The sequence below is a fragment of the Paucibacter sp. M5-1 genome, from assembly GCF_027498415.2.
In the GTDB taxonomy this organism is placed as follows: domain Bacteria; phylum Pseudomonadota; class Gammaproteobacteria; order Burkholderiales; family Burkholderiaceae_C; genus Roseateles_E.
Window position 1 is genome coordinate 4,779,192 of the sequence record NZ_JAPZLM020000001.1, and the last position, 25,701, is coordinate 4,804,892.

A 25,701-nucleotide genomic window follows, 5' to 3' on the forward strand; every position below is an offset into this window, starting at 1 on the left:
TGCTAACCCGGTCGGCGCAAGTCTGCAGACCGAACTGAGGCGCTATGGGCCGGCAAATGTGGCTTTTTGGACAGCGTCAGCCCGGCCAGCGCCCGCCGCTGACCCGGGGCTGGCCGCCGAGGTCGCGGCGGCACTCGATCCGCTCGAAACCGCGGGCCGCCAAGGCCTGGCCGACCGCCTCGGCCTGGTCGTAGCCATGCTCCAGCAGGAGCCAGGCACCGGGCCGCAGATACCCGGGTGCACCGGTGATCAGGGCTTGCAGCGCCGACAGGCCGTCGCCACCGGGCGTCAGCGCGCCCAGCGGTTCGTGACGCAGCGCCGGCAGATGCGGGTCGGCGCCGGCGATATAGGGCGGGTTGCTGACGATCAGGTCGAAGCGACGGTCGGCCAGCGGCTGCCACCAGTCGCCCTGGCAGAGATCGACGGCCAGGCCCAGGGCCTGGGCATTGGCGCGCGCGACGGCCAAGGCGCCGGCGCTGAGATCGACCGCCGTGACCCGGGCTTGCGGGTGCCGGTGCTTGAGCGCCAGCGCGATCGCGCCGCTGCCGGTGCCCAGGTCGACCAGCTCCGGCTGCGCCAGCGCGCCGACCTGCAGCAGCTCCAGCGCCCAATCGACCAGCACCTCGGTATCAGGCCGGGGCACCAGCGTGTCGGCATTGACCCGCAGCCGCAAGCCATGGAACTCCTTGTGCCCGCTCAGATAGGCCAGCGGCACCCCCTGCAGACGCTGCGCCAGCCAGTCCTCGAATCGGCAGGCCTGCTCCGCGCTCAGCAGGTCCTGGTCGTGCGTGATCAGCCAGGCGCGGTCGCGGTCCAGCAACTCGGCGAGCAGCAGCTGCGCTTCGAGTCTTTCCAGCCCGCGCTCTCGCGCTCGGGCCAGCGCAGCGGCCACGCTGAGACTCACCGGCCCTCCAGGCTGGCCAGTTGCTCGGCGGCTTGAGCCGCTTGCAGGCCCTGGAAGACGTCGTCCAGATCGCCGTTCATGATGGCGTCCAGCTTGTAGAGCGTCAGATTGATGCGGTGGTCGGTCAGCCGGCCTTGCGGGAAGTTGTAGGTGCGGATGCGGTCGCTGCGGTCGCCCGAGCCGATCAGGCTCTTGCGCTGGGCGGCCTCCTTGGCGGCGCGCTCGTTCTTGTCTTTGTCGCGCAGCCGGGCGGCCAGCACGGCCATGGCCTTGGCCTTGTTGCGGTGCTGGCTGCGGTCGTCCTGGCACTCGGCCACCAGACCGGTGGGCAGATGGGTGATGCGGATCGCGCTGTCGGTCTTGTTGACGTGCTGGCCGCCGGCACCACTGGCGCGGAAGGTGTCGATGCGCAGCTCGGCCGGGTTCAGCTGGATCTCCTCGGCTTCGTCGGGCTCGGGCATCACAGCCACGGTGCAGGCGCTGGTATGGATGCGGCCCTGGCTTTCGGTGGCCGGCACGCGCTGCACGCGATGGCCGCCGGACTCGAACTTCAGTCGGCCATAGACCTGCTCGCCCTCGATGCGCACGACCAGTTCCTTGTAGCCGCCCAGGTCGGAGTCGCTGGCCGACAGGATCTCGGTCTTCCAGCCCTGGCGCTCGGCAAAGCGCAGATACATGCGGGCCAGATCGCCGGCAAAGAGGGCCGACTCGTCGCCGCCGGTGCCGGCGCGGATTTCCAGAAAGGCTGGGCGCTCGTCGTCCGGGTCCTTGGGCAGCAGAGCCAGCTGCAGGGTCTCGTGCAGGCGGGCGATGTCGGCCTCGGCCGCCGCGATTTCCTCGCGCGCCATCTCCGCCATGTCCGCGTCGGCCAGCATCTCGTGTGCCGTCGCCAGGTCGGCTTCGCGCTGCTGGTACTGGCGATAGTGGCCGACCAGGGTCGAAGCCTCGGACTGTTCCTTGCTCAGCGCGCGGTAGCGCTTCATGTCAGCGGCGACCGAGCCCTCGGCCAGGATGGTGTCCAGCTCGCTCAGGCGATAGGCGAGTCGTTCGAATTGCTGGCGCAGCGAGTCTTTCATTGGGGGAGGGCGGTGGAGCTGAAGGGCCGGCAGCGGTTGCCGGGGCGGGCTTCAGGACCGCTAATGCTCGGCCGATGAGTCGAAATTGCCGCGCGGGCTGCTGCGCAGGAACAGGCGCGAAACGGTCTGCGCCAGCTGCACGCGCTGCTCGCCGTCGCTGGCATGCAGCTCGGCCAGCGCGCCATGCAGCATCTTCTGGGTCAGGCCACGCGACAGCGCTTCCAGCACCGCGTCGACATCCTCGCCGCGCGCCAGCAGCTTGCGGGCCCGCGCGATCTCATGGGCGCGCCACTCGTCGGTCTGCGCGTTCAGGGCCTGGATCAGCGGCACCGTGTGGCGCTGACCCAGCCAGTGGACAAAGCTCTGCACGCCGCTCTCGATGATGGCTTCGGCCTGCTGGACGGCGGCCTGGCGCTTCTCGCCGGCGCTCTGCACCAGGGTCGAGAGATCGTCCACCGTGTAGAGGTAGACATCGTCCAGCTGCGCGACCTCGGGCTCGATATCGCGCGGCACGGCCAGGTCAACCATGAACATCGGCCGGTGCTTGCGGGCCTTCAGCGCACGCTCGACGGCGCCCAGGCCGATCAGCGGCAGGCTGGAGGCGGTGCAGGAAATCACCGCATCGAATTCGTGCAGGCGCTGCGGCAGATCGGCCAGCCGGATCGCCTCGGCGCTCAGATGGCCGGCCAGTTTCTCGCCGCGCTCCAGCGTGCGGTTGGCCACGGCCATGGCCTTGGGTGCCTTGGCGGCGAAATGGGTGGCCACCAGTTCGATCATCTCGCCGGCGCCGACGAACAGCACCTTGATCTTGCTCAGATCCTCGAACAGCTGCGAGGCCAGGCGCACCGAGGCGGCCGCCATGCTGATCGAGTGTGCGCCGATCTCGGTGGAACTGCGCACCTCCTTGGCGACCGAGAAGCTGCGCTGGAACAGCTGGTGCAGCGTGCTGCCCAGGGTGCCGGCCTGGTCGGCCTCGCGCACCGCCTGCTTGAGCTGGCCGAGGATTTGCGGCTCGCCCAGCACCATAGAGTCCAGCCCGCTGGCAACGCGGAAGGCATGGCGCGCGGCGGCGCCGCCTTCCATCACATAAGCATGGTCCAGCAGCGCATTGCTACCGACACCGCCGACCCGCGCCAGCCAGTCGACGGCCGGCTGCACCATCGCCGCGCTGCCGGCCACATAGAGCTCGGTACGGTTGCAGGTGGAGAGCAGGGCAGCCTCGGGGCCGGCCGCCGTCTTGCGCGTCTGCCCGCTTTGCAGCTGATCCTTGAAGCCCAGCAAGGTAGGGGCCAGTTGTTCGAGCGAGAACGCAAAACGTCCACGCAGATCCAGCGGCGCGGAGTTGTGATTCAGACCAAGGGCGAACACGCTCATGACGGGATTATAAAATTCGGCGTTCGGCTGTGCCCCGGCGGGGCTGTTGTGGGGCGCACATGCGATTGATGCGCATCAATTCCAGGCCACTTTTTTCTTCTCTACTCTTTGGCAAGCCGAGGCTTATGAATCTGCTGGACGTTGTATGGCACCTGGGCAACTTCCTCGCGCCCGCCTGGTTTGTCGCCGCCCTGACGGCGCTGGGGCTCAAGCTGCTGTGGCGCCGCGAACTCAAGGCCCTGGCCTGGCGCCGCCTCGCGCTGTGGGGGGCGTTGGGCGGCTGCCTGGGTCTGGTCGCGGCCCTGCTGCTGTTGGGCCGGGACGGCAAGATGCTCGGCTATGGCTTGATGATCGTCTGCATTGCGCTGCCGCAATGGGGGCTCAGCCTTAAGCGTTGATCGGGCGCTGATCAGGCGCTGGCGTCCTCGGTGATCAGGACCTCGGCGCGCAGCGAATGCGCAAAGGCCTGGGTGATGCGCACATCGATCAGCTGATTCATCAGCCGCGGCGCGCCCTTGAAGTTGACGATGCGGTTGCACTCGGTGCGGCCCATCAGTTCGGTCGGGTCCTTGCGGGCATTGCCGGTCACGAGAATGCGCTGGGTCGAGCCGACCATGGTCTCGCTGATCCTGACGGCGTTGGCCTCGATCACGGCCTGCAGTTCCTGCAGCCGGCGCACCTTGACCTCGTAAGGCGTCGTGTCCTCCAGCGCGGCGGCCGGCGTGCCGGGGCGCGGGCTGAAGATGAAGCTGAACGAGGCATCAAAGCCGACCTCGTGCACCAGCTTCATCAGCTTGGCATGGTCGTCCTCGGTCTCGCCGGGGAAGCCGACGATGAAATCGCTGGCGATGCGGATGTCCGGGCGTATCGCGCGCAGCTTGCGAATCGTGCTCTTGAACTCCAGCGCGGTGTAGCCGCGCTTCATCGCCATCAGGATGCGGTCGCTGCCATGTTGGACCGGCAGGTGCAGATGGTTCACGAGCTGCGGCACCTTGGCATAGGCCTCGACCAGGCGCTGGCTGAACTCGTTCGGATGGCTGGTCGTGAAGCGCAGGCGCTGGATGCCGGGGATCTCGGCCGCGTATTCGAGCAGCAGGGCCAGGTCGGCGTACTCGGCCGTGTCGCCCATCTTGCCGCGATAGGCATTGACGTTCTGCCCCAGCAGATTGATCTCCATCACGCCCTGGTCGGCCAGGCCGGCGATCTCGGTCAGCACATCCTCGAAGGGGCGCGAGACCTCCTCACCGCGGGTGTAGGGTACGACGCAGTAAGAGCAGTACTTGGAGCAGCCTTCCATGATGGAGACAAAGGCGCTGGCGCCCTCGACCTTGGCCGGCGGCAGATTGTCGAACTTCTCGATCTCGGGAAAGCTGATGTCGACCTGCGGGCGGCGCTGCTCGCGGCGGGCCTCCAGCATCTGGGGCAGGCGGTGCAGGGTCTGCGGGCCGAACACCACATCCACATACGGCGCGCGCTCGATGATGGCCGCACCTTCCTGCGAGGCGACGCAGCCACCGACACCAATCAGCACACCTTTTTCCTTCAGGTGCTTGACCCGGCCGAGGTCACTGAACACCTTCTCCTGTGCCTTCTCGCGCACCGAGCAGGTGTTGAACAGGATCAGATCGGCCTGCTCGACGTCCTTGGTCTCCTCATAGCCTTGGGCCGCGCCCAGCACATCGGCCATCTTGCCCGAGTCGTACTCGTTCATCTGGCAGCCAAAGGTCTTGATGAATACTTTCTTGCTCATGGCGGCCTCTCTCAGCGCTTGGTCCAGGTCTGTGTGGCCGGCTCGAAGGCCCAGCTCGCGGCTTCTTGCGGCGTGCGGGGCCAGGTCTTGTTGGCCAGCTCGGCCGGGTTCAGCACCCAGACATCCATCAACATGCCCGACGAAGGCTCGATCGTGTAATGCACGATGAGCTTCTGCCCGGCGACGCTGGCCGGTTGCAGCAGCAGATGGGTGTCGCCGCGCAGACGGGCACCGGGCGCCAGGCGGGCGGGCTGGCCGTTCAGGCTGACCTGAGGTGTTTGCAAAACCACCAGCTCGCCGCGCAGCGCCTGCACGGGGAAGGGTCGGTGCACCTGGGCCTGGGCCGAGATGCAGACGGTGCTGGCCGCGAAGGCAAGAAGAGCACAGCGGTACATGGTATGTGTCCAGTGGCTGCGTTGATCGGATAAAGCAAAACGGCCCGAGGGTTGCTCGGGCCGTTCACTTATTTTGGTGGCGCTTCAGGGATTCGAACCCCGGACCTGCGGATTATGATTCCGTCGCTCTAACCGGCTGAGCTAAAGCGCCTCAAGCCCGCCATTCTAGCGAGCTTTTGGGAGACAATGCAAGCCCCTCCCGGCATGTTTTTAAAAAATGTGCCTTGCTCTCTAGAGAAGCGTATCGATGTTCAGTTTCTTCAAGAAGAAGTTTGGTTCCGCGCCGGCGCCGGCCGAGGCACCTGTAGTGGCAGTGAATGTGGCGGTGGACGTGGTGGCCGAGCCCGTTGTTGTGCCGCCCCCCGCTGAAGCGCCGCGCAAGAGCTGGCTGGACAAGCTGCGCCAGGGTCTGCGCAAGACCGGCTCCAGCATCGCCCAGGTCTTCACTGGCACGCAGATCGATGACGCGCTGTACGAGGAGCTGGAGGCTGCGCTCTTGATGGCCGATGCCGGCGTCAAGGCCACCGAGTTTCTGCTCGAGGATCTGAAGCGCCGCGTCAAGGAGGCCAAGGCCGCCGATCCGGCCGCCGTGCGCGGCCTGCTGATTGAGGCGTTGACCGATCTGCTGCGGCCGCTGGAGAAGCCGCTGGCGGTGGGGCAGCACAGCCCGACCGTGATGATGGTGGTCGGCGTCAATGGCGCCGGCAAGACCACCAGCATCGGCAAGCTGACCCGCCATCTGGCCGACGCCAATGCCAAGGTGCTGCTGGCCGCTGCCGATACCTTCCGCGCGGCGGCGCGTGAGCAGCTGTCGGTCTGGGCCGACCGGGCCCAGGTCGAGATCGTCAGCCAGGAGGGCGGCGACCCCTCGGCCGTGACCTTCGATGCGGTGGTGGCCGGCCGCGCGCGCGGCTGTGATGTGGTGCTGGCCGACACCGCCGGCCGCCTGCCGACCCAGCTGCATCTGATGGAGGAGCTGAAGAAGATCAAGCGCACCATCACCAAGGCCCAGGCCGACGCGCCGCACGAAATCCTGCTGGTCGTTGACGGCAATACCGGCCAGAACGCGCTGAGCCAGGTCAAGTCCTTCGACGATGCGCTGGGCCTGACCGGCCTGATCGTCACCAAGCTCGATGGCACGGCCAAGGGCGGGGTGCTGGCGGCGATCGCGCGCGAGCGCGCCATCCCGGTCTATTTCATCGGCGTGGGCGAGAAGCTGGAAGACCTGCAGACCTTTGACGCGGCGGAGTTTGCCCAGGCCCTGCTGGCCTGAGCTCCACTTCCAGGCCGGCCTGCAGCTGCGCGAACTCGCGCGCCAGCCAGTCGGCAAAAGCCTGCAGCGGCGCCGCGTCCAGGCGGGCCGGGCTGAGCAGCAGCCGGTACCCATAGCCGGAGTCCAGCGCGGGTGTGTTCGCGCGCAGCAGCCGGCCGCGCTGCAAGTCCTCATGGGCCAGCGCATAGGGCGCCAGCGCGACGCCCAGCCCGGCCGCAGCCGCCTGCACCAGCAGGCCACCATGGCTGTAGGCGCGCGAGAAATCCAGATGACGAGTCGGCAGGCCCAGCGATGTCAGCAGGCTTAACCAGGCGTCCGGTTCGCCCTCGTGCAGCAGCGGCTGGCGCAGCAGCGCGGCCAACTCGGCCTGCGGGCCGGCCAGGGCCGGGCTGTAGACAGCGACCAGGCGTTCGGCGTAGATAAAGCTGTCCGAGGCGCTGCCTTCCAGGCTTTGGTAGCGCAGCGCCAGATCGCAACCACCGCCGGCCAGATCGGCCAGCTGATCGCTGGCTTCGAGGCGGACATCCAGGGCCGGATGCTGCGCGGTGAAGCCATGCAGCCTCGGCACCAGCCACTTCATCGCCAGCGAATGCGTGGTCGAGACGCGCAGCAGATGCGGGTCCTGGGCCAGGCGCAGTGCCGCCACCTGGGCGCGCAGCTCGGCCAGCGAGCGCCTCACCGTGGCCGCCAGCTCGCGGCCGGCCGGCGTGATCGCGACGTGACGCGGATGCCGTACGAACAGGGCCAGCCCCAGCGCCTGCTCCAGCTGCTTGATCTGCTGGCTCAGGGCGGCCGGGGTCTTGTGCAGCTCGGCGGCGGCCGCGCGAAAGCCGCCGTGACGGGCCGCCGCTTCGAAGTCGATCAGGCCGGCGAGGCTGGAGAGTTCGGCTGCAGGCATCGTGAGGGCAGGAATTTCTGAGTCTCAGGGCCAGGCATTCTCGCTTTCGTGCGGCTGATATCAAGGGAAAACTTCGGTCATCTACAACTTTCCAGGTTTTCCATGAGTCAATCCATCTTGGTCATCGGCGGCACACGCTATTTCGGCATCCGCCTGGTCGAGGCGCTGCTGGCGGCCGGTCACCGGGTCACGCTGGCGACCCGTGGCCGCGCGGCCGACCCCTTTGGCACGCGGCTGCGACGCCTGCGGGTGGACCGGCGCGACGCGGCGGCGATGCGCGCCGTCTTCGATCAGGGCGCGCGCTACGACCTGGTCTATGACCAGATGTGCTACAGCCCGGGCGATGCCGCGATCGCGATCGACTGCTTCGGCGGGCGGGTCGGGCGCTATCTGATGACCTCGACGATAGAAACCTATGAAGCGCTGCATGGCCGGGTCCTGCGGCCTTACCGCGAGGCCGACCTGGATCTGGCCGCCGAGCCCATCGACTCGGCGCTGCCCTGGACCGATCCGGTCTTTGCCGAGCGCCACTACGGCCGCGGCAAGCGCCAGGCCGAGGCGCTGCTGGCCCGCAGCGGGGCCGGCCTGCCCTGGGCCAGCCTGCGGGTGGCCCATGTGCTGGGCGGGCCGGAGGATTTCACCGGCCGGCTGCGCCAGCATGTCGAGCTGGTGTGGCGCGGCGACGCGCCGCTGTGCCATGCGGCGGCGGCCGGGCTCAGCTCCTTCATCGATGTGCCGGGCGTGGTTGATGTCCTGCTGTGGGCCGGCGGCCAGGACTTCAGGGGGCCGGTCAATGTGGCGGGCGAGGGCTTGTTATCGGCGCCGCTGCTGCAGCAGCGCATCGCGCGCCGGCTCGGGCGGCCGGTGCTGGCCCAGCCGCAGGCAGCGCCGGGGCCGCTGGCGTTTGACTACGCCGCGCCCCATGTGATGGACACCGACCGGGCGCGCGCGCTGGGCTGGACCTTCGGGCATAGCGATGCCTGGCTGGATGCCTTGATCGACGCGCATGCCGAGGAGCTGGCGCGCGAGGAGCACGACCATGCTCGCGCCTGAGACCCTGTTTGCCTTCATCTCGGCGGCGCTGCTGGTGATTGCGGTGCCGGGGCCGGCGATGCTGATGGTGCTGGGCCAGCTGCGCCATTCGCGCATGCGGGCCGTGGCGGCGGTGGCCGGGCTGGTGGTCGGCGATCTGCTGCTCATCTCGGCGGCCGGCCTGGGCTTGGCGACCCTGTTGCGCCAGTGGCCGCTGCTGCTGACGGTGCTGCGCTGGGCCGGCGCGGCCTATGTGGGCTGGATGGGCTGGGCGATGCTGCGCGCCGCACCCGCAGCGGTGGCGGCGCCCGCCGCCGGCGGCTTCCGCGCGGCCCTGCTGCTGACCTTGATCAATCCGAAGCCGGTGCTGTTCTTCGCAGCCTTTTTCCCGTTGTTCCTCGGCGCGGGGCCGCAGCCCTGGCTGCTCGGCTTTCTGGGCCTGGGCCTGCTGTTCGAGCTGCTGAACATCGGCTTCTACGCACTGCTGATCGCCGCCGCCGGACTGCTGGGCGCGCGGCTCGGCGGGGCGGGGTGGGGCGCGGGCCTGTGGTTGCAGCGCGGCGGCGGCGTGGCGCTGCTGCTGTGCGCGCCGCTGGTGCTGCTGGCCTGAGCGGGCCGGGCGGCCTGTTCGCTTACTTCATGCCGGGCGGCATCATGCCGCCCAGGCCCTTCATGCCGCCCATCTTCTTCATCATCTTCATCAGGCCGCCGCCCTTCATCTTCTTCATCATGCCCTGCATCTGGTCGAACTGATTCAAGAGGCGGTTGACCTCCTGGATCTGCACGCCGGCGCCGGCGGCGATGCGGCGCTTGCGGCTGGCCTTGCTCTTGCCGTCCATCAGTAGATTCGGATGGGCGCGCTCCTTGGCCGTCATTGAGTTGAGGATGCCCTCCATGCGCTTCATATCGCGCTCGGCCTTGTCCATATCGCCCTGGCCGGCCTTGGCGGCCATCTGGGCCGGCAGCTTGTCCATCAGGCTGGACAGGCCGCCCATCTTCTTCATCTGCGAGATCTGGGCCAGGAAGTCGTTCAGGTCGAAGCCGTCGCCACTCTTGAGCTTGTTGGCCAGCTTCTCGGCCGCCGCCATGTCGACGCCCTTGGTGACCTCCTCGACCAGAGCGACGATATCGCCCATGCCCAGCACGCGGCCGGCATGGCGCTCGGCGTCGAAGACCTCCAGCCCGTCGATCTTCTCGGACACGCCGGCAAACTTGATCGGCGCGCCGGTGATCTGGCGCACCGACAGCGCGGCGCCGCCGCGCGAGTCGCCGTCCAGCTTGGTCAGCACGACGCCGGTCAGCGGCAGCGCCTCCTTGAAGGCCTTGGCGGTGTTGATCGCATCCTGACCCTGCATCGCATCGACGACGAACAGCGTCTCGACCGGGTTCAGCACCGCGTGCAGATCCTTGATCTCGGCCATCAAGGCCTCGTCGATCGCCAGACGACCGGCGGTGTCGACCAGCAGCACCTCGAAGTGATGCTTCTTCGCGTAGTCGATCGCGGCCAGCGCGATGTCATGCGGTTTCTGGTCGGGGGTCGACGGGAACCATTCGGCGCCGGCCTGCTTGGTGACGGTCTTCAGCTGCTCGATCGCGGCCGGGCGGTAGACGTCGGCCGAGACCGTCAGCACCTTCTTTTTGCGCTTCTCGATCAGGTGCTTGGCCAGCTTGGCCGTGGTCGTGGTCTTGCCGGCGCCCTGCAGACCGGCCATCAGGATCACGGCGGGCGGCTGGGCGGCCAGGTTGATGTCGGCAATGCCCTCGCCCATCGTCGCGATCAGCTCCTTGTGCACCACCGAGACCAGCACCTGGCCGGGGTTCAGCGAGCCCACCACCTCCTGGCCCAGCGCCTTCTCCTTGACCCGGGCGATGAAGTCGCGCACCACCGGCAGCGCCACATCGGCCTCCAGCAGGGCCATGCGCACTTCGCGCAGCATCTCCTGGACATTCGTTTCGGTGATGCGGGCCTGGCCGCGCATCGTTTTGACGAGCTGGCTCAGGCGGTTGGTCAGATTGGAGGCCATCAAGGTTCGCACCGACCGGCAAGGCGGGCGCGCAAAAGTACACTGTGGCGATGATTTTATCGTTTGCGTCCGAAGGGCTGCCCGCCATGCTGCTGAGCCTCAGCAGTCTGGCCGCCTTGCTGGCCTATGCAGTGGCCGCCGGCATGCGGGAATCGGCGGGGGCGGGCGCCGGCCGCCTGCGTGCCGTGCTGTTGCTGGCCTGGCTCTTCCATCTGGTGGCCCTGGTGCTGGACATCGCCGGCTTCGGCCTGGCAAGACCTGGCGCCCGCTTCGGTTTTGCGCCGGCGCTGTCGATGACGATATGGCTGGTGCTGGCGGTCTATCTGGTCGAGAGCCGCTTCGTACCGCTGCCGGGCGCACGGCGCGTGCTGGCCGGCCTGGCGGCGCTGACCGTGCTGCTGGCCTGGGCTTATCCGGGCGAGAGTCGCCCGCTGGCCGCCTCGCCCTGGGCGCCGCTGCACTGGGTGCTGGGCCTGGCCTCCTATGGTCTGTTCGGCGTGGCGGTGCTGCATGCGGTGATGCTGAACCGGGCCGAGCGGCAGATGCGGCTGAAGTCCGCCCAGGGGCCGGCGACCCTGGGCATGCCGCTGCTGAGGCTGGAGCGGCTGACCTTTCAGTTCGTCGGCTCCGGTGTCGTCGTGCTGTCGCTGGCCTTGCTGCTGGGCTGGTGGTTCACGCCGCAATGGCATTGGGACCACAAGAATCTTCTGTCCATGCTGGGCTGGCTGGTGCTGACCGGGCTTTTGACCGGCCGGCGCGTGTTCGGCTGGCGCGGCCGGCGCGCGACGCGCTGGCTTTATTTCGGCGCGGCCCTGCTGCTGCTGGCCTACGCCGGCACCCGTTTCGTGTTGGAGGTGCTGCTGCAACGCGGCGCGGGCTATTGATATGAAGTACCTGCTGATCATCCTTGTCATCGGTCTGGTGTTCTTCATGCTGGGCTTCAAGCGCAGCCGTCCCGGTGTGAAGCCGCCGGCACCACCACCGGCGCCGCCCGCGCCACCGGCCGCGCCGCAGCACATCGTCAGCTGTGCCCATTGCGGACTGCACCTGCCGCAGTCGGAGGCCCTGCCCGGGCTCGGCGGGGTGTTCTGCAGCGCCGCCCACCGGGCGGCCCATGAGGCCGGCAAGACGCCATGAGCGAGGCGCGGTCGAACCGGGATCGCCGAGGAGCCGACCGCCGACGTGGTGACCGCCGCCGCAGCGAGCGACGCGGGCCGGCCGCCGACGGCCGCGACCAGTCCTGGTTCGGCCCGCCGCACGAGGGCGAGGGCGAAGCGGCCGCCGGCGTGGACTCGGCCAGCAACGCGACTGCCGACGCGGCCGACTCGCAGTTCTTCTTTCAGCAGGCGCGCCGGCTCGCGCACGCCGGCGGCAGCGCCTTCCAGCGCTTGTACCGGGCCTTTCTGGCGGCGCGCGCGGCGCTGGGGCTGGCCCTGGTCGGCGCACAGGCGCTGGCGGCGCTGCTGGGTTCGACGACCCCGTTCTGGACTCTGGCACTGAGCGGGGTCTATGCGCTCGAGGCGGTAGCGCTGTGGCTGTTGCCGCGCCTGCAGCGCGGCGCCTCGGCGCAGTCGTTGGCCCGACTCAGCAGCCCGCGCTGGTGGCTCAGCATCGGCCTGGACCTGGGCCTGTTCGGTCTGCTGCTGGCGCTGGACCGCAGCGCCGGGGTCAGCTATGGCGCGCTGTTCGTGCTGCCGGTGCTGATGGCCGGCGTGCTGACACCGCGTTTGCTGGCGCTGGCCACGGCCGCGATGGCGGCGCTGATGACCCTGGGCGTGGCCTGGTGGTCGGTGTTGCAGGGGGCCGATGCCGGGCTGCGCATGACGCAGGCGGGCCTGGTCGGCGTCGGTTTCTTTGTGATCGGGCTGCTGGCCAGCGAGCTGGCGAGCCGGCTGGCGCGCGAGGAGCGCGCCGCGCGCGGCAGCATGGAGCTGGCGCGCCAGCAGGCGCAGCTGAATCGGCTGGTGATCGACGAGATGACCGAGGGCGTGCTGGTGGTGGACAGGCGCGGCCATGTGCGCGCCGCCAATCCGGCCGCGCGCGGCCTGTTGGCCGAGCAGCAGATGGTGCGTACCGCGCCCTTCCAGCTGCGCGGTGTGCCGGCCTGGGAACCGCTGGTGGCGGCGGTGGAGCAGGCCTTCTCGGCCGGCGGCTGGCCGGAGGAGGGGCGCGATGTGGCGCTGGTGTTCAATGCGGCCGAGCGGCGCGCCTTGCGCCTGCGCATGCGCTTCACGCGCCGGCGCGAGGTGCATGGCACCGAGGACCTGTGCGTGCTCTTCGTCGAGGATGTGCGCAATCTGCTGGCGCGCAGCCGTCAGGAGAAGCTGGCCGCGATGGGCCGCATCTCGGCCGGCATTGCCCACGAGATCCGCAATCCGCTGGCCGCCATCGATCAGGCCAATGCGCTGCTGGCCGAGGATTGCGCCGACCCGCAGTCGCAGCGCCTGACGGCGATGGTCAACTCCAATGTGCAGCGCCTCAAGCGCATCGTCGACGATGTGATGGAGGTGGCGCCCGGCGTGCCGCCGCAGCCGGTGCCGGTGGACGCCAGCGCGCTGGTCAGCGAGGCCTGTCTGGACTGGGCCCGCACCAACAAGCTGCCGGCGGGCCCGGACAGCCCGCTGGGCCTGAGCCTGCCCACCCATGCGCTGCGCATCAGTTTCGAGCCCGAGCATCTGCGCCGCGTGCTGATCAATCTGCTGGACAACGCGCTGCGCCATGCGACACCGGGCCCGCGCAGTGTGCAGGTCAGCCTGCGCGCGCAGTCCGAGCAATGGGTCAGCCTCGGTGTGTTCAGCGCCGGCGAGCTGATCGCGCCCGAGGTCGAGCGCCATCTGTTCGAGCCCTTTTTCTCGACGCGCAGCCGGGGCTCGGGCCTGGGCTTGTATATTTGCCGCGAGTTGTGCGAGCGCTATGGCGGGCGCATCGATTACCGCAGCCAGCGCTCGGCCGCACTGGGCGGCAATGAATTCGTCGTGACCCTGCGTCGTCTGCCGGCCGACGCGCCTCTTGCCCCGGCTTCTTCCTGATGAGCTCTGCCAATCCCGCCTTCAGCCTGCTGGTCGTCGATGACGAGCCGGATCTGCGCACGCTTTACGAACTGACCCTGCTGCGCGAGGGCTATGAACTGGAGACCGCCGGCACGGTGGAGGAGGCGCTGGCGCGGCTGCAGCAGCGCCGCTACAGCGCCGTCATCACCGATATGCGCCTGCCCGATGGCAGCGGCCTGGATGTGCTGGCCTGGCTGGAGCAGCAGGGCCGGCCGGAAAAAGCGCTGGTGATCACCGCCTATGGCTCGGCCGAGAACGCGGTCGAGGCGCTGAAGGCCGGTGCTTATGACTACCTGACCAAGCCGGTCGATCTGCGCCAGTTCCGCAGCGTCGTCGCCTCGGCGCTGGGGCGACTGCCGCAAAGCCAGCCCTCGGTGGTGCCGACGCAGCTGCCGTCGGAGCGGCAGTCGGTGGCCGAGCTGCCCAGGCCGGTGAAGGTCGAGGCGCGCGTGTCGACAGCCGCCGCATCGCGCGCGCGCGTCGAAGATCCGGCAGCGGCGCCGCCGGCTGGCGCGCTGCAGCGTCTGGCCGGCGAGTCGACCGCGATCCGGCAGGTGCGCTCGCTGATCGAGAAGGTGGCGCGCAGCATGGCGCCGGTGCTGTTGCAGGGCGAGTCGGGCACCGGCAAGGAGCTGGTGGCGCGCTCCATCCACGAGAGCAGCGTGCGCGGCAGCCAGGCTTTCGTCGCGGTCAATTGCGGCGCGATTCCCGAACAGCTGCTGGAGGCCGAGTTCTTCGGCTATCGCAAGGGCGCGTTCACCGGCGCCAACGAGGACCGCGAGGGCTTCTTCCAGGCCGCCCATGGCGGCACCCTGTTCCTCGACGAGATCGGCGACCTGCCGCTGGCGATGCAGAGCAAGCTCTTGCGCTCGATCCAGGAGCGCTCGGTGCGGCCGGTCGGCGCGGTGGCGGAGGCGCCGGTCAATGTGCGCATCCTCAGCGCCACCCATAAAGACCTGGGCGCCGAGGTGGCGGCCGGGCGCTTCCGCCAGGACTTGTTCTACCGCCTGAACGTGATACAGATCCGCGTGCCGCCGCTGCGCGAGCGCATCGAGGACCTGGCTGCGATCAGCGAACGGGTGCTGGAGCGCATCGCCCGCGATGCCGGTGTGTCGCCGGTGCCGCGGCTGACGCCAGCGGCGCTGTCGCAACTGGCGCGTTATGCCTTCCCGGGCAATGTGCGCGAGCTCGAGAACCTGCTGCACCGGGCGCTGGCGCTGTCGGGTGGCGAGCTGATCGACGCCGAGGATCTGGGCCTGCCCGAATCGCTGCTGGATGATTCGCAGCTGGGGGCGCTGGACGTGCTGGAGGCGCCGCCGGCGGCGCCGCTGCCCGATCTGGCCGACGATCAGGCCGAGCTGCCGCAAGACCTGGCCCTTTATCTGGACGAGGTCGAGCGAAGCATCTTGTTACGCGCGCTGGAGCGCCACCGCTTCAATCGCACGGCCGCCGGTGCGAGCCTGGGCTTGTCGCTGCGTCAGATTCGTTACCGGATGGCACGGCTGGGCATCACCGAGGGCTCGACCTCGGGCGATGGCGAGGGCTCTGACGTCAATTGAGCGCCCACTGAGCGCCGACCGAGGCGCGCTCCGCAAAGCCTTTGTTGGCGCGGCCTGGCGGGCGGTTTTGCGCTGCAGGCCAAGACTGTCGCGGGCCCCGGATTTCAAACCCCGATCAATGCTGGGTGCAGGCGCGATGCGAGCGGCATTGAGGCGGCCCGGCCAGGCTTTTGGCGGCGCGCGGCTAGCGCGTGAAGGGCCGCCGGTCAACCGGGTTCGATATGCGGGTTTGACGCTAGCTGTAGTGCTTGAAGAGCTGGGTAGCCCCAGATATAGTGTTTCTTCATGCTATCCTTCTAGCCTCGGCAAAGCACTGAAATGCCCTATCCCTTCGCAGTCGTCTTGCCCAGCGTGACCGGTACAGCGCCGTGTTCTGCCTGGCTTGCGATGCGGACGATGGCGGGCTCGCCGGCCTGCCCGGTGGGCTCGCGCAGTCGCACAGCCCCAAGCCCCGACGACAGCAGTAACGAACGCAGATCCATGGCCGCCTCTGGCGTGTCGCGGACCTGCCATTTCTGATTCGAACAAGACAGACGAGGAATTATGCAAAGCACAGCAGCCCAGACCCGCTCGGACGCTCCCGCTGCCGCCTCCGCGCCCGCCGCAGCGGCCGGCGCGGCCAAGCAGACCGCTTATCAGGCCTACCAGATCATCCGTCGCAATGGCGCGGTGGTCTCGTTCGAGCCCAGCAAGATCGCGGTGGCCTTGATGAAGGCCTTTCTGGCCGTGCATGGCACCAGCGGCGCGGCCTCGGCCAGCGTGCGCGAGACGGTCGACGGCCTGACCGAGAACGTGGTGCGCGCGCTGCTGCGCTCGCGCCCGAGCGGCGGCACCTTCCACATCGAGGATGTGCAGGACCATGTCGAGCTGGGCCTGATGCGCGGTGGTCACCATGAGGTGGCGCGCGCCTATGTGCTGTATCGCGAGCGCCGCTACCAGGAGCGCGTGGCCAAGGGTGAGGTGGCCCAGGCCGCCGCGCTGGAGTCCGGCCTGACGGTGATCGACAACGGCCAGCGCATTCCGCTGGACCTGGCCCATCTGCAAAGCCTGATCGTCTCGGCCTGCGAAAACCTCGGCGCCGACGTCAAGCCGGAGCCCATCCTGGCCGAGACCAAGCGCAATCTGTATGACGGCGTGCCGATCGACGAGGTCTACAAGGCCTCGATCCTGGCCGCCCGCACCCTGATCGAGAAGGATCCCGGCTACAGCCGCGCTACCGCACGCCTGCTGCTGCACACGATCCGCCGCGAGGTGGTCGGCGGCGAGATCACGCAGGAGCAGATGCAGAGCCGCTATGCCGAGTATTTCCCCGGCTATATCAAGAAGGGCGTCAAGGCCGAGCTGCTGGACGAGAAGCTGGCGCAGTACGACCTGGCCAAGCTGGGCGCGGCGCTGAAGGCCGAGCGCGATCTGCAGTTCGACTACCTGGGCCTGCAGACCCTGTATGACCGCTATTTCCAGCACATCGACGATGTCCGCATCGAGATGCCGCAGGCCTTCTTCATGCGCGTCGCGATGGGCCTGGCCCTCAACGAGATCGACCGCGAGACCCGCGCGATCGAGTTCTACGAAGTGCTGTCGAGCTTTGACTTCATGTCCAGCACGCCGACGTTGTTCAACTCCGGCACGCGTCGCTCGCAGCTGTCGTCCTGCTACCTGACGACGGTGGCCGACGATCTGGACGGCATCTACGAGGCGCTGAAGGAAAACGCGCTGCTGAGCAAGTTTGCCGGCGGCCTGGGCAATGACTGGACCCCGGTGCGCGCTTTGGGCTCGCACATCAAGGGCACGAACGGCAAGTCGCAAGGCGTGGTCCCGTTCCTAAAGGTGGTCAACGACACCGCCGTCGCGGTCAACCAGGGCGGCAAGCGCAAGGGCGCGGTCTGCGCCTATCTGGAGTCCTGGCACCTGGACATCGAGGAGTTCCTGGAGCTGCGCAAGAACACCGGTGACGACCGCCGCCGCACCCACGACATGAACACCGCGAACTGGATCCCCGATCTGTTCATGCGCCGTGTGATGGATGGCGGCGACTGGACCCTGTTCTCGCCGTCGACCTGCCCGGATCTGCACGATCTGTTCGGCACCGCCTTCGAGAAGGCCTATGTCGAGTACGAGGCCAAGGCCGACCGCGGCGAGATCAAGCTGTTCAAGCGCATGCCGGCCAAGGATCTGTGGCGCCGCATGCTGTCGATGCTGTTCGAGACCGGCCATCCCTGGATCACCTTCAAGGACGCCTGCAATGTGCGCTCGCCGCAGCAGCATGTCGGTGTCGTGCACTCGTCGAATCTGTGCACCGAGATCACGCTGAACACGAACGACAGCGAAATCGCCGTCTGCAACCTCGGCTCGGTCAATCTGGTCCAGCACCTGAAGGACGGTGGCATTGATCACGACAAGCTGCGCAAGACGATCTCGACCGCGATGCGCATGCTCGACAACGTGATCGACATCAACTACTACGCGGTCAAGAAGGCGCGCGACTCGAACCTGCGCCACCGTCCGGTGGGCCTAGGCCTGATGGGCTTCCAGGACGCGCTGTACGCGCTGCGCACGCCCTACGCCTCCAACGAGGCGGTCGAGTTTGCCGACCGTTCGATGGAAGCGATCTGCTACTACGCCTACCAGGCCTCCACCGAGCTGGCCGCCGAGCGGGGTCGCTATTCGAGCTATCGCGGCTCGCTGTGGGACCGCGGCATCCTGCCGATCGACTCGCTGGACCTGCTGGCCAAGGAGCGCGGTGGCTATGTCGAGGTGGATCGCAGTTCGACCCTGGACTGGGATGCGCTGCGCGCCAAGATCGCCCAGCACGGCATGCGCAACAGCAACTGCGTGGCGATCGCACCGACCGCGACGATCTCCAACATCATCGGCGTCGACGCCTCGATCGAACCCTGCTTCGGCAATCTGTCGGTCAAGTCCAATCTGTCGGGCGAGTTCACCGTGATCAATGAATCGCTGGTGCGCGACCTGAAGAAGCTGGGCCTGTGGGACGACGTGATGGTGATGGACCTGAAGCACTTCGACGGTTCGCTGCGCCGTATCGACCGCGTGCCGGAAGAGCTGAAGACCTTGTACGCGACCGCCTTCGAGGTCGAGACGCAGTGGCTGGTCGAAGCCGCCGCCCGTCGCCAGAAGTGGATCGACCAGGCCCAGAGCCTGAACATCTATATGGCCGGCGCCTCGGGCAAGAAGCTCGACGAGACCTACAAGCTGGCCTGGCTGCGCGGCCTGAAGACGACCTACTACCTGCGCACGATGAGCGCGTCCTCGGCCGAGAAGAGCACGGTGACCAAGTCGGGCCAGCTCAATTCGGTGTCCTCCGGTGCGACCGCGTCGGTGCTGTCGGCGCCTGTCGCTGCGGCTCCGGCGGCTGTTTCGGTGGAGGCGGAGTTGCCTGCAACCGACATGAAGTTCTGCTCGATCGACAACCCCGATTGCGAGGCCTGCCAGTAAGGTCCTGAAGTGAAACACTGGCATCGCGAAAAGCTCCAACGCCCGCGATGCCAGTGTTCATCGGCTCAAACGCTGATGCATGGGTTTTCCTGCGAAGCAAATCCAGGCCTCAACGACTGACCCCCGAGGGCTTCGATACGCGTCCGATGCGATGCGACACAGCAACGCGCATCGCGTGTTGATGTCAAGAAGTCCTTGGTGTTTGAACACAACACTCTGATAATTCGACACGATAGGAAGTCCACCATGTTGGTTTGGGAAGAAGACCTGAAGCCCTCGAACAGCGTCACCACGAATGCCGCGCCGCGCACTGCGCCGGTCGCGAGCGCAGCAGCCACCGCGTCGCCCGCCACAACGGCCGCCGTGAGCAGCACCCAAACCGTCCCCGCGTCCACCGCAACGGCCCAGGTTCTGGGCAACGGCGCGCGTGTCAAGGCTTCGGACAAGCGCATCATCAATGGTCAGACCGACGTCAACCAGCTGGTTCCCTTCAAGTACAAATGGGCCTGGGAAAAATACCTGGCCACCTGCGCCAATCACTGGATGCCGCAGGAAGTGAATATGTCGCGCGACATCGCCTTGTGGAAGGACCCGAACGGTCTGACCGAGGACGAGCGCCGCATCATCAAGCGCAATCTCGGCTTCTTCGTGACCGCCGATTCGCTGGCCGCCAACAACATCGTGCTGGGCACCTACCGCCACATCACGGCCCCCGAGTGCCGCCAGTTCCTGCTGCGCCAGGCCTTTGAAGAAGCGATCCACACCCACGCCTACCAGTACATCGTCGAGTCGTTGGGCCTGGACGAGAGCGAGATCTTCAACGCCTACAACGAAGTCAAGTCGATCCGCGACAAGGACGAGTTCCTGATCCCCTTCATCGAGGCGATCATGGACCCCAACTTCCACACCGGCACGCCCGAGAACGACCAGACCCTGCTGAAGAGCCTGATCGTCTTCGCCTGCCTGATGGAGGGGCTGTTCTTCTACGTCGGCTTCACCCAGATCCTGGCGATGGGTCGTCAGAACAAGATGACCGGCGCCGCCGAGCAGTACCAGTACATCCTGCGCGACGAGTCCATGCACTGCAACTTCGGCATCGACCTGATCAACCAGCTCAAGGCCGAGAACCCGCATCTGTGGACGGCCGAGTTCAAGGCCGAGATCAAGGCGCTGTTCCTGCATGCCGTCGAGCTCGAGTACCGCTATGCCGAGGACACGATGCCGCGTGGCGTGCTCGGCCTGAATGCCTCGATGTTCAAGGGCTATCTGCGCTATATCGCCAACCGCCGTGCCACCCAGATCGGACTGGAGGAGCTCTTCCCGAACGAAGAGAACCCCTTCCCCTGGATGAGCGAAATGATCGATCTGAAGAAGGAACGCAACTTCTTTGAAACCCGCGTCATCGAATACCAATCCGGTGGCGCATTGTCCTGGGACTGAGCCCGGACACAGGACAAGCCCTGCGGCTTGTCTTGTGCCTGGCGAAGACCCAAGCGCCTGCAAGCGCTTGGGCCGAGCCGGTCAGTGTCTTTTGTAGACGCCGGTCAGTTCCCAGATTGTTGTGAGGTCAAGAGATTCGCGAGACCCAAGACCATGGCCCTAGAAATTTTGGCTGGTGCTCGCAACCCCATTCACCGTACCGGGGCGCTCCTCCTGGGCGACTTCCGGACGATGAATAACTGCGCTGTGGCGGACCGGTCTGCTGCGGGCAGTGCTTTTTCCACTTGATCAAGGAGAACTGAAATGGCAACTGCAAAGAAGGCAACGGCGAAGAAAGCCGCTCCCGCCAAGAAGGCCGCCGCTCCGGCGAAGAAGGCCGCTCCGGCCAAGAAGGCCGCTGCTCCGGCAAAGAAGGCCGCTCCGGCCAAGAAGGCTGCTGCTCCGGCGAAGAAGGCCGCTCCGGCCAAGAAGGCTGCTGCGCCCGCCAAGAAGGCTGCCGCTCCGGCGAAGAAGGCCGCTCCGGCCAAGAAGGCTGCTGCGCCCGCTAAGAAGGCCGCTCCCAAGGCTGCTGCAAAGCCGCCGGCAAAGAAGGCTGCACCGAAGGCCGCTCCTAAGGCTGCTGCCAAGCCGCCTGCCAAGAAGGCCGCACCGAAGGCTGCTCCCAAGGCCGCTGCCAAGCCGCCTGCCAAGAAGGCTGCGCCCAAGGCTGCTCCTAAGGCCGCCGCCAAGCCGCCTGCCAAGAAGGCTGCTGCCGCTGCGCCCAAGGCCGCTGCCAAGCCGCCTGCCAAGAAGGCAGCCAAGAAGCCTGCAGCCAAGAAAGCCGCCACGGCCCCTGCCCCTGCTGCCGCCGCCAAGCCGGCCGCTGCACCCGCCGCCAAGACGGCGCTGAGCCCGCAAGCGGCTTGGCCCTTCCCGACGGGCAGCAAGCCCTAAGAAGCCAGGGCCTTCGGGCCCTCGGCATCAAACCCGGCCTCGGCCGGGTTTTTTTATGCCCGCGTCAGGGCTGCTCAGGGATAGAAGATCTCGACGCTATAGCCGCTGACGCGGTGCCGACCGGTGCTGAAGACGAGTTGCAGCTGCTGCTCGCTGTCGCCTTTCATGCTGAGCTGGCTTAGATTGAAATCTGTGGGCTTGAGCATGCGCCGCGCAACCACGGCGCCGCTGGCATCGGTCAGGCTCAGATCGACCCAGGGCAGGGCCAGCGCATACGCGGCCTTGTTGCGCAGCTGCAGTGCGAGCTTGTAGCTATTGCCCGAGCCGGCCTGTGTCAGCCCGCTGTTCTCGACCGCCAATGCGTCGATGCGCCGCCAGGGCTGCAGCTCGCAGCCGGCCATACCGCACAGCGATTGCAGCAGCGGTGTGCTCGGCGGGTAGAGCGCGGCGATGGCATTGCGGAACTGCAGGCCCAGCTGCAGCAGCAGGACGGCCAGCAGCAGCAGGGCGCTCAGGCCCAGCGCGATGCGCACGCGCGGCTGTTGCCAACGTGCGGTGGACGAGGCCTGGCGCAGAAAGCTGGCCTCGACCGTCTTGTGCTCGGGTGTGTCGTGGGCGGCCACCTCGGCGGCCAGCGCCGCCAGGCGGGCATCGACCAGCACGTCGGGATCCGAGGCCGCCTCGGGGGTGGCCGTCGCGGCCGGCGGCGCCACCTCGGGTTCGGGCAGCGCGGCCGGCTCGGGACTAGACTCGACGCTGCTCGAGTCGTCCCAGAAGGGTTCGCGCCGCTCGGTCTGTTCCGCGGTGCCGACAGCAAAGTGCGGCAGCGGCGCAGCTTCTTCCTCGCGTGCGGTCGGCGCAGGCTCGTCCTCGAACTCGCGCGGCACGACCCAGGTGGTGGCGTCGTGGGGCGGGGCGCTGACGGCCATCGCGTCGACGGCTTCCATCTCGACCACCGGTTCCGGCTCGGGGGCCGGCGCAGGCGAGACAGCAGCGGGCCAGGGTGGCGGCAGCTCGCGGTCGATATCGAACAGCTGCTCGCGGGCATCGAAGACCTCGGCGCAGCGGCCGCAGCGCACCCAGCCTTCGGAGACGCGGAGCTGATCCTGCACCACCCGGAAGATGGTGCCGCAAGCGGTACAACGGGTGGCAAGACTCATGACCGGAATCATGCCATGAGCGCAGGGCTCAAACCCGTTGCGCGCTCATCAGAATCCAGCCTTCTTCACTGTCGCTGACCTCGAGCTTGAGCCAGGGTGCATAGGCCGCCTTCAGCTCATCGGCCTGGCGCTCCAGGATGCCGGCCAGCACCAGATGAGCACCGGGGGCCAGGTGTTGACACAGCAGCGGGGCCAGCAGCTTCAGCGGCGTGGCCAGGATATTGGCCAGCACCAGCGGGTACTCGCCCTGGGCCGCATCGGGCAAGGCCGCGCTGACCGCCACCTGGTTGTCGCGTGCGTTCGAGACGGTGGCCGTCACCGCCGCCGGGTCGATGTCGACCGCGTCGATGTTCGTGGCGCCATAAAGCGCCGCACCGATCGCGAGGATGCCGGAGCCGCAGCCATAGTCCAGCACCCGCGTCCAAGTCGGGGACAGGTCTTGATGCGCGGCGATCCAGCGCAGGCACATGCGGGTGGTCGGATGGGTGCCGGTGCCGAAGGCCAGGCCCGGGTCCAGTCGCATCACCTTGCTGGCCTGGGCGGGTGCCTCATGCCAGGACGGCACGATCCAGAACTCGGGCGTGATCTCCACCGGCGCGAACTGCGACTGCGTCAGCCGCACCCAGTCCTGCTCGACCACCGCCTGGATGGTCTGCACATGGACGTCGCCGGCCCAGTCCTGGCTCAAGAGCAGGGTCGCGGCTTCGGTGGCCTCGGCCTCGCCGGGGAACAAGGCCTTGACCACCGAGCGCTGCCAGCCGCCGCGCGGCGCCGGCATGCCGGGCTCGCCGAACAAGGCCTTCTCGGCATCGGTGTCGGCGTCGGCATCTTCGACCGAGACGGCCAGCGCGTCGAGCTCGACCAGCGCATCGCTGACGGTCTCGACCTCGTCCTCGCCGCAGATCAGCACCAGCTCGTGCAGGTCGGGTGTGCTCATCGCTTGTGCTCGCTCATCCAGCTTTCAAGATAGTGAATGCTGGTGCCGCCTTCCATGAACTTGGCGTCGACCATCAGCTCGCGGTGCAGCGGGATATTGGTCTGGATGCCTTCGACCACGGTCTCCGACAGCGCGATGCGCATACGTGCCAGCGCCTGCTCCCGCGTATCGCCGTGCACGATGATCTTGCCTATCATCGAGTCGTAGTTCGGCGGCACGTAGTAGTTGGTATAGGCATGCGAGTCCACGCGCACGCCGGGACCACCCGGCGGGTGCCACATCGTGATGCGGCCGGGCGAGGGCGTGAACTTGACCGGATCCTCGGCATTGATGCGGCACTCGATCGAGTGGCCGCGCATCGTGATGTTGCGCTGGGTGAAGGGCAGCTTTTCGCCGGCCGCCACCTTGATCTGCATCTGCACGATGTCGACGCCGGTGACCATCTCGGTGACCGGATGCTCGACCTGCACGCGCGTGTTCATCTCGATGAAATAGAACTCGCCGTTCTCGTAGAGGAACTCGAAGGTGCCGGCACCCCGGTAGCCCATCTTGCGGCAGGCGGCCGAGCAGCGGTCGCCGATCTTCTCGATCACGCGGCGCGGGATGCCCGGTGCCGGCGCTTCCTCGATGATCTTCTGATGGCGGCGCTGCATCGAGCAGTCGCGCTCGCCCAGCCAGACCGCGTTCTTGTGGCCGTCGGCCAGCACCTGGATCTCCACATGGCGTGGGTTCTCCAGGAACTTCTCCATATAGACCTGCGGATTGCCGAAGGCCGCACCGGCTTCCGTACGGGTGGTCTGCACCGCATTGACCAGGGCCGCCTCGGTGTGGACCACGCGCATGCCGCGGCCGCCACCACCGCCGGCCGCCTTGATGATGACCGGGTAGCCGATCGCGCGGGCGATCTTGACGATTTCCTTCGGGTCCTCGGGCAAGGCACCCTCGGAGCCGGGCACGCAGGGCACGCCGGCGCGGATCATGGCCTGCTTGGCCGAGACCTTGTCGCCCATCAGGCGGATGTTGTCGGATGTCGGGCCGATGAAGACGAAGCCGCTGCGCTCGACACGCTCGGCAAAGTCGGCGTTTTCGCTGAGGAAGCCGTAGCCGGGGTGGATGGCCTCGGCATCGGTCACCTCGGCGGTGGCGATGATGGCCGGCATGCTCAGATAGCTCTGGGCCGAGGCTGCCGGGCCGATGCAGACGGCCTCATCGGCCAGCTTCACATACTTGGCATCACGGTCGGCCTCGGAATAGACCACCACCGACTTGACACCCAGCTCGCGGCAGGCGCGCTGTATCCGCAGGGCAATCTCCCCGCGGTTGGCGATAAGAATCTTCTTGAACATCGCGAGGCCTTATTCGATGACGAACAAAGGCTGGCCGAATTCCACCGGTTGGCCGTTCTCGACCAGGATCTTGGTGACCGTGCCGCTCTTGTCGGCGTCGATCTCGTTCATGATCTTCATCGCCTCGATGATGCAGATCGGCTCGCCTTCCTTGATCTGCTGGCCGAGTTCGGCAAAGGACTTGGCATTCGGGCTGGAGGCGCGGTAGAAGGTGCCGACCATCGGCGACTTGACGATATGGCCGGTCTCGACCGCCGGTGCCGGTGCGGCGACCGGGGCCGCTGCGACCGCCGGGGCGGCGGGCGCGGCCGCAGCGGGAGCCACGGCGGGGGCGGCCACCAGCGGCGCGGCGACCGAACCGTCGGACTTGACGATGCGCACCTTGCCGTCGGCCTCGGTGATTTCAAGTTCAGAAATATTCGACTCGGACACCAGGTCGATCAGGGTCTTGAGCTTGCGCAGATCCATAAGGCTTCTCCAACAGAGATGATGGTTGTTATGTTTCAGTGTGCGGCCGCCGCTGCGGCACGCCGATGACGGGCCTGATCAGCCCGCCCCCTCCGACTTGCTCTTCAATGCCGTCAGCGCGTACTGCAGGGCCAGGTGATAGCCCTGGGCACCCAGCCCGCAGATCACGCCGTCGGCGAGTGCGGAAAAAAAACTGTGGTGCCGGAAAGGTTCGCGCTTGTGGATGTTCGACAGATGGACTTCAACAAAAGGCAGGCCCACGGCCGCCAGCGCGTCGCGCATGGCCACGCTGGTGTGCGTGTAGGCGGCCGGATTGATGATGATGAAGCGGCAGCCATCGCGGCCCGCTGCCTGGATGCGGTCGACCAAGGCACCCTCGTGGTTGCTTTGGAAGGATTCCAGCTTGGCGCCAGCTTTGGTTGCGATCTCTGCGAGATCGGCATCTATCTGGGCCAAAGTCCGCGAGCCATAAACCCCAGGCTCCCGGCTGCCCAGGAGATTGAGATTGGGTCCGTGAAGTACAAGAATCTGCATCTGCAGCGTGCCTGAGGCATTAGAGCTTGGACACTAGAAGCGATAAAGGCTGGACTTTACGCTTTTTAGGGGCTGTTCAAGACAGCTGCCTA

General features: G+C 67.1%; 24 protein-coding genes and 1 tRNA gene. 11 read left to right on the forward strand and 14 right to left on the reverse strand.

Going from position 1 to position 25,701, the window contains the following annotated elements; all coding sequences use genetic code 11:
- Positions 1-76: 76 nt before the first annotated feature.
- From prmC to hemA, 3 genes are read right to left on the reverse strand one after another with little or no spacing between them, the layout of a single operon-like run.
- Positions 77-904: a peptide chain release factor N(5)-glutamine methyltransferase gene (gene prmC / locus O5M90_RS22755; protein WP_269837971.1), complete on the reverse strand. Its 828-nt coding sequence runs from the start codon at positions 902-904 to the stop codon at positions 77-79.
- Positions 901-1,980: a peptide chain release factor 1 gene (gene prfA, locus O5M90_RS22760; RefSeq protein ID WP_269837970.1), complete on the reverse strand. Its 1,080-nt coding sequence runs from the start codon at positions 1,978-1,980 to the stop codon at positions 901-903. The genes prmC and prfA overlap by 4 nt, the downstream gene beginning before the upstream one ends.
- Before the next feature lie 60 nt (positions 1,981-2,040).
- Positions 2,041-3,354 (reverse strand): glutamyl-tRNA reductase, encoded by a 1,314-nt coding sequence (hemA, locus tag O5M90_RS22765; protein WP_269837969.1) that lies wholly within the window; start codon positions 3,352-3,354, stop codon positions 2,041-2,043.
- A 125-nt stretch (positions 3,355-3,479) separates the two neighbouring features.
- On the opposite strand from hemA, the gene O5M90_RS22770 reads away from it, so the two are divergent.
- Positions 3,480-3,752, forward strand: coding sequence for a hypothetical protein (locus tag O5M90_RS22770; protein ID WP_137941561.1), 273 nt, complete (start codon positions 3,480-3,482; stop codon positions 3,750-3,752).
- An 11-nt stretch (positions 3,753-3,763) separates the two neighbouring features.
- Here the strand turns inward: O5M90_RS22770 and miaB are convergent, their stop codons facing one another.
- From miaB to O5M90_RS22785, 3 genes are all read right to left on the reverse strand, one after another.
- The gene (gene miaB / locus O5M90_RS22775) at positions 3,764-5,104 is read right to left on the reverse strand and encodes a tRNA (N6-isopentenyl adenosine(37)-C2)-methylthiotransferase MiaB (protein WP_269837968.1); all 1,341 of its coding nucleotides are present in this window, start codon (positions 5,102-5,104) and stop codon (positions 3,764-3,766) included.
- A gap of 11 nt (positions 5,105-5,115) precedes the next feature.
- On the reverse strand, positions 5,116-5,499 hold the full coding sequence (locus tag O5M90_RS22780; RefSeq protein WP_269837967.1) for a hypothetical protein: 384 nt from the start codon (positions 5,497-5,499) through the stop codon (positions 5,116-5,118).
- A gap of 74 nt (positions 5,500-5,573) precedes the next feature.
- Positions 5,574-5,650: transfer RNA gene (locus tag O5M90_RS22785), tRNA-Met, on the reverse strand.
- A 96-nt stretch (positions 5,651-5,746) separates the two neighbouring features.
- Here O5M90_RS22785 and ftsY point away from each other — a divergent pair.
- Positions 5,747-6,772, forward strand: a complete 1,026-nt coding sequence (gene ftsY, locus O5M90_RS22790; protein WP_269837966.1) for a signal recognition particle-docking protein FtsY — start codon at positions 5,747-5,749, stop codon at positions 6,770-6,772.
- On the opposite strand, the gene O5M90_RS22795 is transcribed toward ftsY, so the two are convergent.
- Positions 6,696-7,670: a LysR substrate-binding domain-containing protein gene (locus O5M90_RS22795; protein WP_262971263.1), complete on the reverse strand. Its 975-nt coding sequence runs from the start codon at positions 7,668-7,670 to the stop codon at positions 6,696-6,698. The two genes, ftsY and O5M90_RS22795, sit on opposite strands and share 77 nt — an antisense overlap.
- 102 nt (positions 7,671-7,772) lie before the next feature.
- Here O5M90_RS22795 and O5M90_RS22800 point away from each other — a divergent pair, with 102 nt between their 5' ends.
- Together O5M90_RS22800 and O5M90_RS22805 are read left to right on the forward strand one after the other, a co-directional pair.
- Positions 7,773-8,723: an NAD-dependent epimerase/dehydratase family protein gene (locus tag O5M90_RS22800; protein ID WP_269837965.1), complete on the forward strand. Its 951-nt coding sequence runs from the start codon at positions 7,773-7,775 to the stop codon at positions 8,721-8,723.
- Entirely contained in the window at positions 8,710-9,312 is a 603-nt protein-coding gene (locus O5M90_RS22805) for a LysE family translocator (RefSeq protein WP_171018140.1), read from the forward strand. The genes O5M90_RS22800 and O5M90_RS22805 overlap by 14 nt, the downstream gene beginning before the upstream one ends.
- A 22-nt stretch (positions 9,313-9,334) precedes the next feature.
- Here the strand turns inward: O5M90_RS22805 and ffh are convergent, their stop codons facing one another.
- Positions 9,335-10,726 (reverse strand): signal recognition particle protein, encoded by a 1,392-nt coding sequence (gene ffh, locus O5M90_RS22810; RefSeq protein ID WP_262971260.1) that lies wholly within the window; start codon positions 10,724-10,726, stop codon positions 9,335-9,337.
- Positions 10,727-10,812: 86 nt separating this feature from the next.
- Here ffh and O5M90_RS22815 point away from each other — a divergent pair, with 86 nt between their 5' ends.
- The 4 genes from O5M90_RS22815 to O5M90_RS22830 are packed head-to-tail and all read left to right on the forward strand — an operon-like array spanning position 10,813 to position 15,335.
- Positions 10,813-11,610: a cytochrome c biogenesis protein CcsA gene (locus tag O5M90_RS22815; protein WP_262971259.1), complete on the forward strand. Its 798-nt coding sequence runs from the start codon at positions 10,813-10,815 to the stop codon at positions 11,608-11,610.
- Between the two features lies 1 nt (position 11,611).
- Positions 11,612-11,863 (forward strand): PP0621 family protein, encoded by a 252-nt coding sequence (locus tag O5M90_RS22820; RefSeq protein ID WP_269837963.1) that lies wholly within the window; start codon positions 11,612-11,614, stop codon positions 11,861-11,863.
- Positions 11,860-13,755: a sensor histidine kinase gene (locus O5M90_RS22825; RefSeq protein ID WP_269837962.1), complete on the forward strand. Its 1,896-nt coding sequence runs from the start codon at positions 11,860-11,862 to the stop codon at positions 13,753-13,755. The genes O5M90_RS22820 and O5M90_RS22825 overlap by 4 nt, the downstream gene beginning before the upstream one ends.
- Entirely contained in the window at positions 13,755-15,335 is a 1,581-nt protein-coding gene (locus O5M90_RS22830) for a sigma-54-dependent transcriptional regulator (protein WP_440402361.1), read from the forward strand. Before O5M90_RS22825 ends, O5M90_RS22830 begins: the two co-directional genes overlap by 1 nt.
- Positions 15,336-15,658: 323 nt before the next feature.
- Here the strand turns inward: O5M90_RS22830 and O5M90_RS22835 are convergent, their stop codons facing one another.
- Positions 15,659-15,817, reverse strand: a complete 159-nt coding sequence (locus O5M90_RS22835) for a hypothetical protein (RefSeq protein WP_262971255.1) — start codon at positions 15,815-15,817, stop codon at positions 15,659-15,661.
- 61 nt (positions 15,818-15,878) lie between these two features.
- Between O5M90_RS22835 and O5M90_RS22840 the strand changes: the two genes are divergently transcribed.
- The 3 genes from O5M90_RS22840 to O5M90_RS22850 all read left to right on the forward strand — a co-directional run bounded on the left by O5M90_RS22840 (position 15,879) and on the right by O5M90_RS22850 (position 21,164).
- Positions 15,879-18,791 carry a ribonucleoside-diphosphate reductase subunit alpha gene (locus O5M90_RS22840; protein ID WP_269837961.1) on the forward strand — a complete coding sequence of 971 codons (2,913 nt, stop codon included), beginning with the start codon at positions 15,879-15,881 and terminating at the stop codon, positions 18,789-18,791.
- Positions 18,792-19,037: 246 nt separating this feature from the next.
- Complete coding sequence (locus O5M90_RS22845; RefSeq protein WP_269837960.1) at positions 19,038-20,231, forward strand: ribonucleotide-diphosphate reductase subunit beta; 1,194 nt, start codon at positions 19,038-19,040, stop codon at positions 20,229-20,231.
- A gap of 303 nt (positions 20,232-20,534) precedes the next feature.
- On the forward strand, positions 20,535-21,164 hold the full coding sequence (locus O5M90_RS22850; protein ID WP_269837959.1) for a histone: 630 nt from the start codon (positions 20,535-20,537) through the stop codon (positions 21,162-21,164).
- A gap of 74 nt (positions 21,165-21,238) precedes the next feature.
- On the opposite strand, the gene O5M90_RS22855 is transcribed toward O5M90_RS22850, so the two are convergent.
- The 5 genes from O5M90_RS22855 to aroQ all read right to left on the reverse strand — a co-directional run bounded on the left by O5M90_RS22855 (position 21,239) and on the right by aroQ (position 25,609).
- Entirely contained in the window at positions 21,239-22,324 is a 1,086-nt protein-coding gene (locus O5M90_RS22855) for a zinc-ribbon and DUF3426 domain-containing protein (RefSeq protein WP_269837958.1), read from the reverse strand.
- A 28-nt stretch (positions 22,325-22,352) separates the two neighbouring features.
- Entirely contained in the window at positions 22,353-23,246 is an 894-nt protein-coding gene (gene prmA / locus O5M90_RS22860; protein ID WP_269838365.1) for a 50S ribosomal protein L11 methyltransferase, read from the reverse strand.
- 11 nt (positions 23,247-23,257) lie between these two features.
- Positions 23,258-24,607, reverse strand: coding sequence for an acetyl-CoA carboxylase biotin carboxylase subunit (gene accC, locus O5M90_RS22865; protein ID WP_269837957.1), 1,350 nt, complete (start codon positions 24,605-24,607; stop codon positions 23,258-23,260).
- Between the two features lie 9 nt (positions 24,608-24,616).
- A complete protein-coding gene (gene accB / locus O5M90_RS22870; protein WP_269837956.1) occupies positions 24,617-25,075 on the reverse strand; it encodes an acetyl-CoA carboxylase biotin carboxyl carrier protein in 459 nt (152 codons plus the stop codon).
- A 78-nt stretch (positions 25,076-25,153) separates the two neighbouring features.
- Positions 25,154-25,609 (reverse strand): type II 3-dehydroquinate dehydratase, encoded by a 456-nt coding sequence (gene aroQ, locus O5M90_RS22875; RefSeq protein ID WP_440402362.1) that lies wholly within the window; start codon positions 25,607-25,609, stop codon positions 25,154-25,156.
- Positions 25,610-25,701: the final 92 nt, after the last annotated feature.

Bases quoted from the DNA above. Each gene is read 5' to 3' on its own strand.
- ffh (WP_262971260.1), bottom strand. From the start codon at position 10,726: ATGGCCTCCAATCTGACCAACCGCCTGAGCCAGCTCGTCAAAACGATG.
- O5M90_RS22805 (WP_171018140.1), top strand. From the start codon at position 8,710: ATGCTCGCGCCTGAGACCCTGTTTGCCTTCATCTCGGCGGCGCTGCTG.
- O5M90_RS22770 (WP_137941561.1), top strand. From the start codon at position 3,480: ATGAATCTGCTGGACGTTGTATGGCACCTGGGCAACTTCCTCGCGCCC.
- O5M90_RS22800 (WP_269837965.1), top strand. From the start codon at position 7,773: ATGAGTCAATCCATCTTGGTCATCGGCGGCACACGCTATTTCGGCATC.
- hemA (WP_269837969.1), bottom strand. From the start codon at position 3,354: ATGAGCGTGTTCGCCCTTGGTCTGAATCACAACTCCGCGCCGCTGGAT.
- O5M90_RS22830 (WP_440402361.1), top strand. From the start codon at position 13,755: ATGAGCTCTGCCAATCCCGCCTTCAGCCTGCTGGTCGTCGATGACGAG.
- O5M90_RS22825 (WP_269837962.1), top strand. From the start codon at position 11,860: ATGAGCGAGGCGCGGTCGAACCGGGATCGCCGAGGAGCCGACCGCCGA.
- O5M90_RS22850 (WP_269837959.1), top strand. From the start codon at position 20,535: ATGGCAACTGCAAAGAAGGCAACGGCGAAGAAAGCCGCTCCCGCCAAG.
- ftsY (WP_269837966.1), top strand. From the start codon at position 5,747: ATGTTCAGTTTCTTCAAGAAGAAGTTTGGTTCCGCGCCGGCGCCGGCC.
- O5M90_RS22845 (WP_269837960.1), top strand. From the start codon at position 19,038: ATGTTGGTTTGGGAAGAAGACCTGAAGCCCTCGAACAGCGTCACCACG.
- O5M90_RS22855 (WP_269837958.1), bottom strand. From the start codon at position 22,324: ATGAGTCTTGCCACCCGTTGTACCGCTTGCGGCACCATCTTCCGGGTG.
- accC (WP_269837957.1), bottom strand. From the start codon at position 24,607: ATGTTCAAGAAGATTCTTATCGCCAACCGCGGGGAGATTGCCCTGCGG.
- O5M90_RS22815 (WP_262971259.1), top strand. From the start codon at position 10,813: ATGCTGCTGAGCCTCAGCAGTCTGGCCGCCTTGCTGGCCTATGCAGTG.
- O5M90_RS22780 (WP_269837967.1), bottom strand. From the start codon at position 5,499: ATGTACCGCTGTGCTCTTCTTGCCTTCGCGGCCAGCACCGTCTGCATC.
- O5M90_RS22835 (WP_262971255.1), bottom strand. From the start codon at position 15,817: ATGGATCTGCGTTCGTTACTGCTGTCGTCGGGGCTTGGGGCTGTGCGA.
- prfA (WP_269837970.1), bottom strand. From the start codon at position 1,980: ATGAAAGACTCGCTGCGCCAGCAATTCGAACGACTCGCCTATCGCCTG.
- accB (WP_269837956.1), bottom strand. From the start codon at position 25,075: ATGGATCTGCGCAAGCTCAAGACCCTGATCGACCTGGTGTCCGAGTCG.
- O5M90_RS22795 (WP_262971263.1), bottom strand. From the start codon at position 7,670: ATGCCTGCAGCCGAACTCTCCAGCCTCGCCGGCCTGATCGACTTCGAA.
- aroQ (WP_440402362.1), bottom strand. From the start codon at position 25,609: ATGCAGATTCTTGTACTTCACGGACCCAATCTCAATCTCCTGGGCAGC.
- miaB (WP_269837968.1), bottom strand. From the start codon at position 5,104: ATGAGCAAGAAAGTATTCATCAAGACCTTTGGCTGCCAGATGAACGAG.
- O5M90_RS22840 (WP_269837961.1), top strand. From the start codon at position 15,879: ATGCAAAGCACAGCAGCCCAGACCCGCTCGGACGCTCCCGCTGCCGCC.
- O5M90_RS22820 (WP_269837963.1), top strand. From the start codon at position 11,612: ATGAAGTACCTGCTGATCATCCTTGTCATCGGTCTGGTGTTCTTCATG.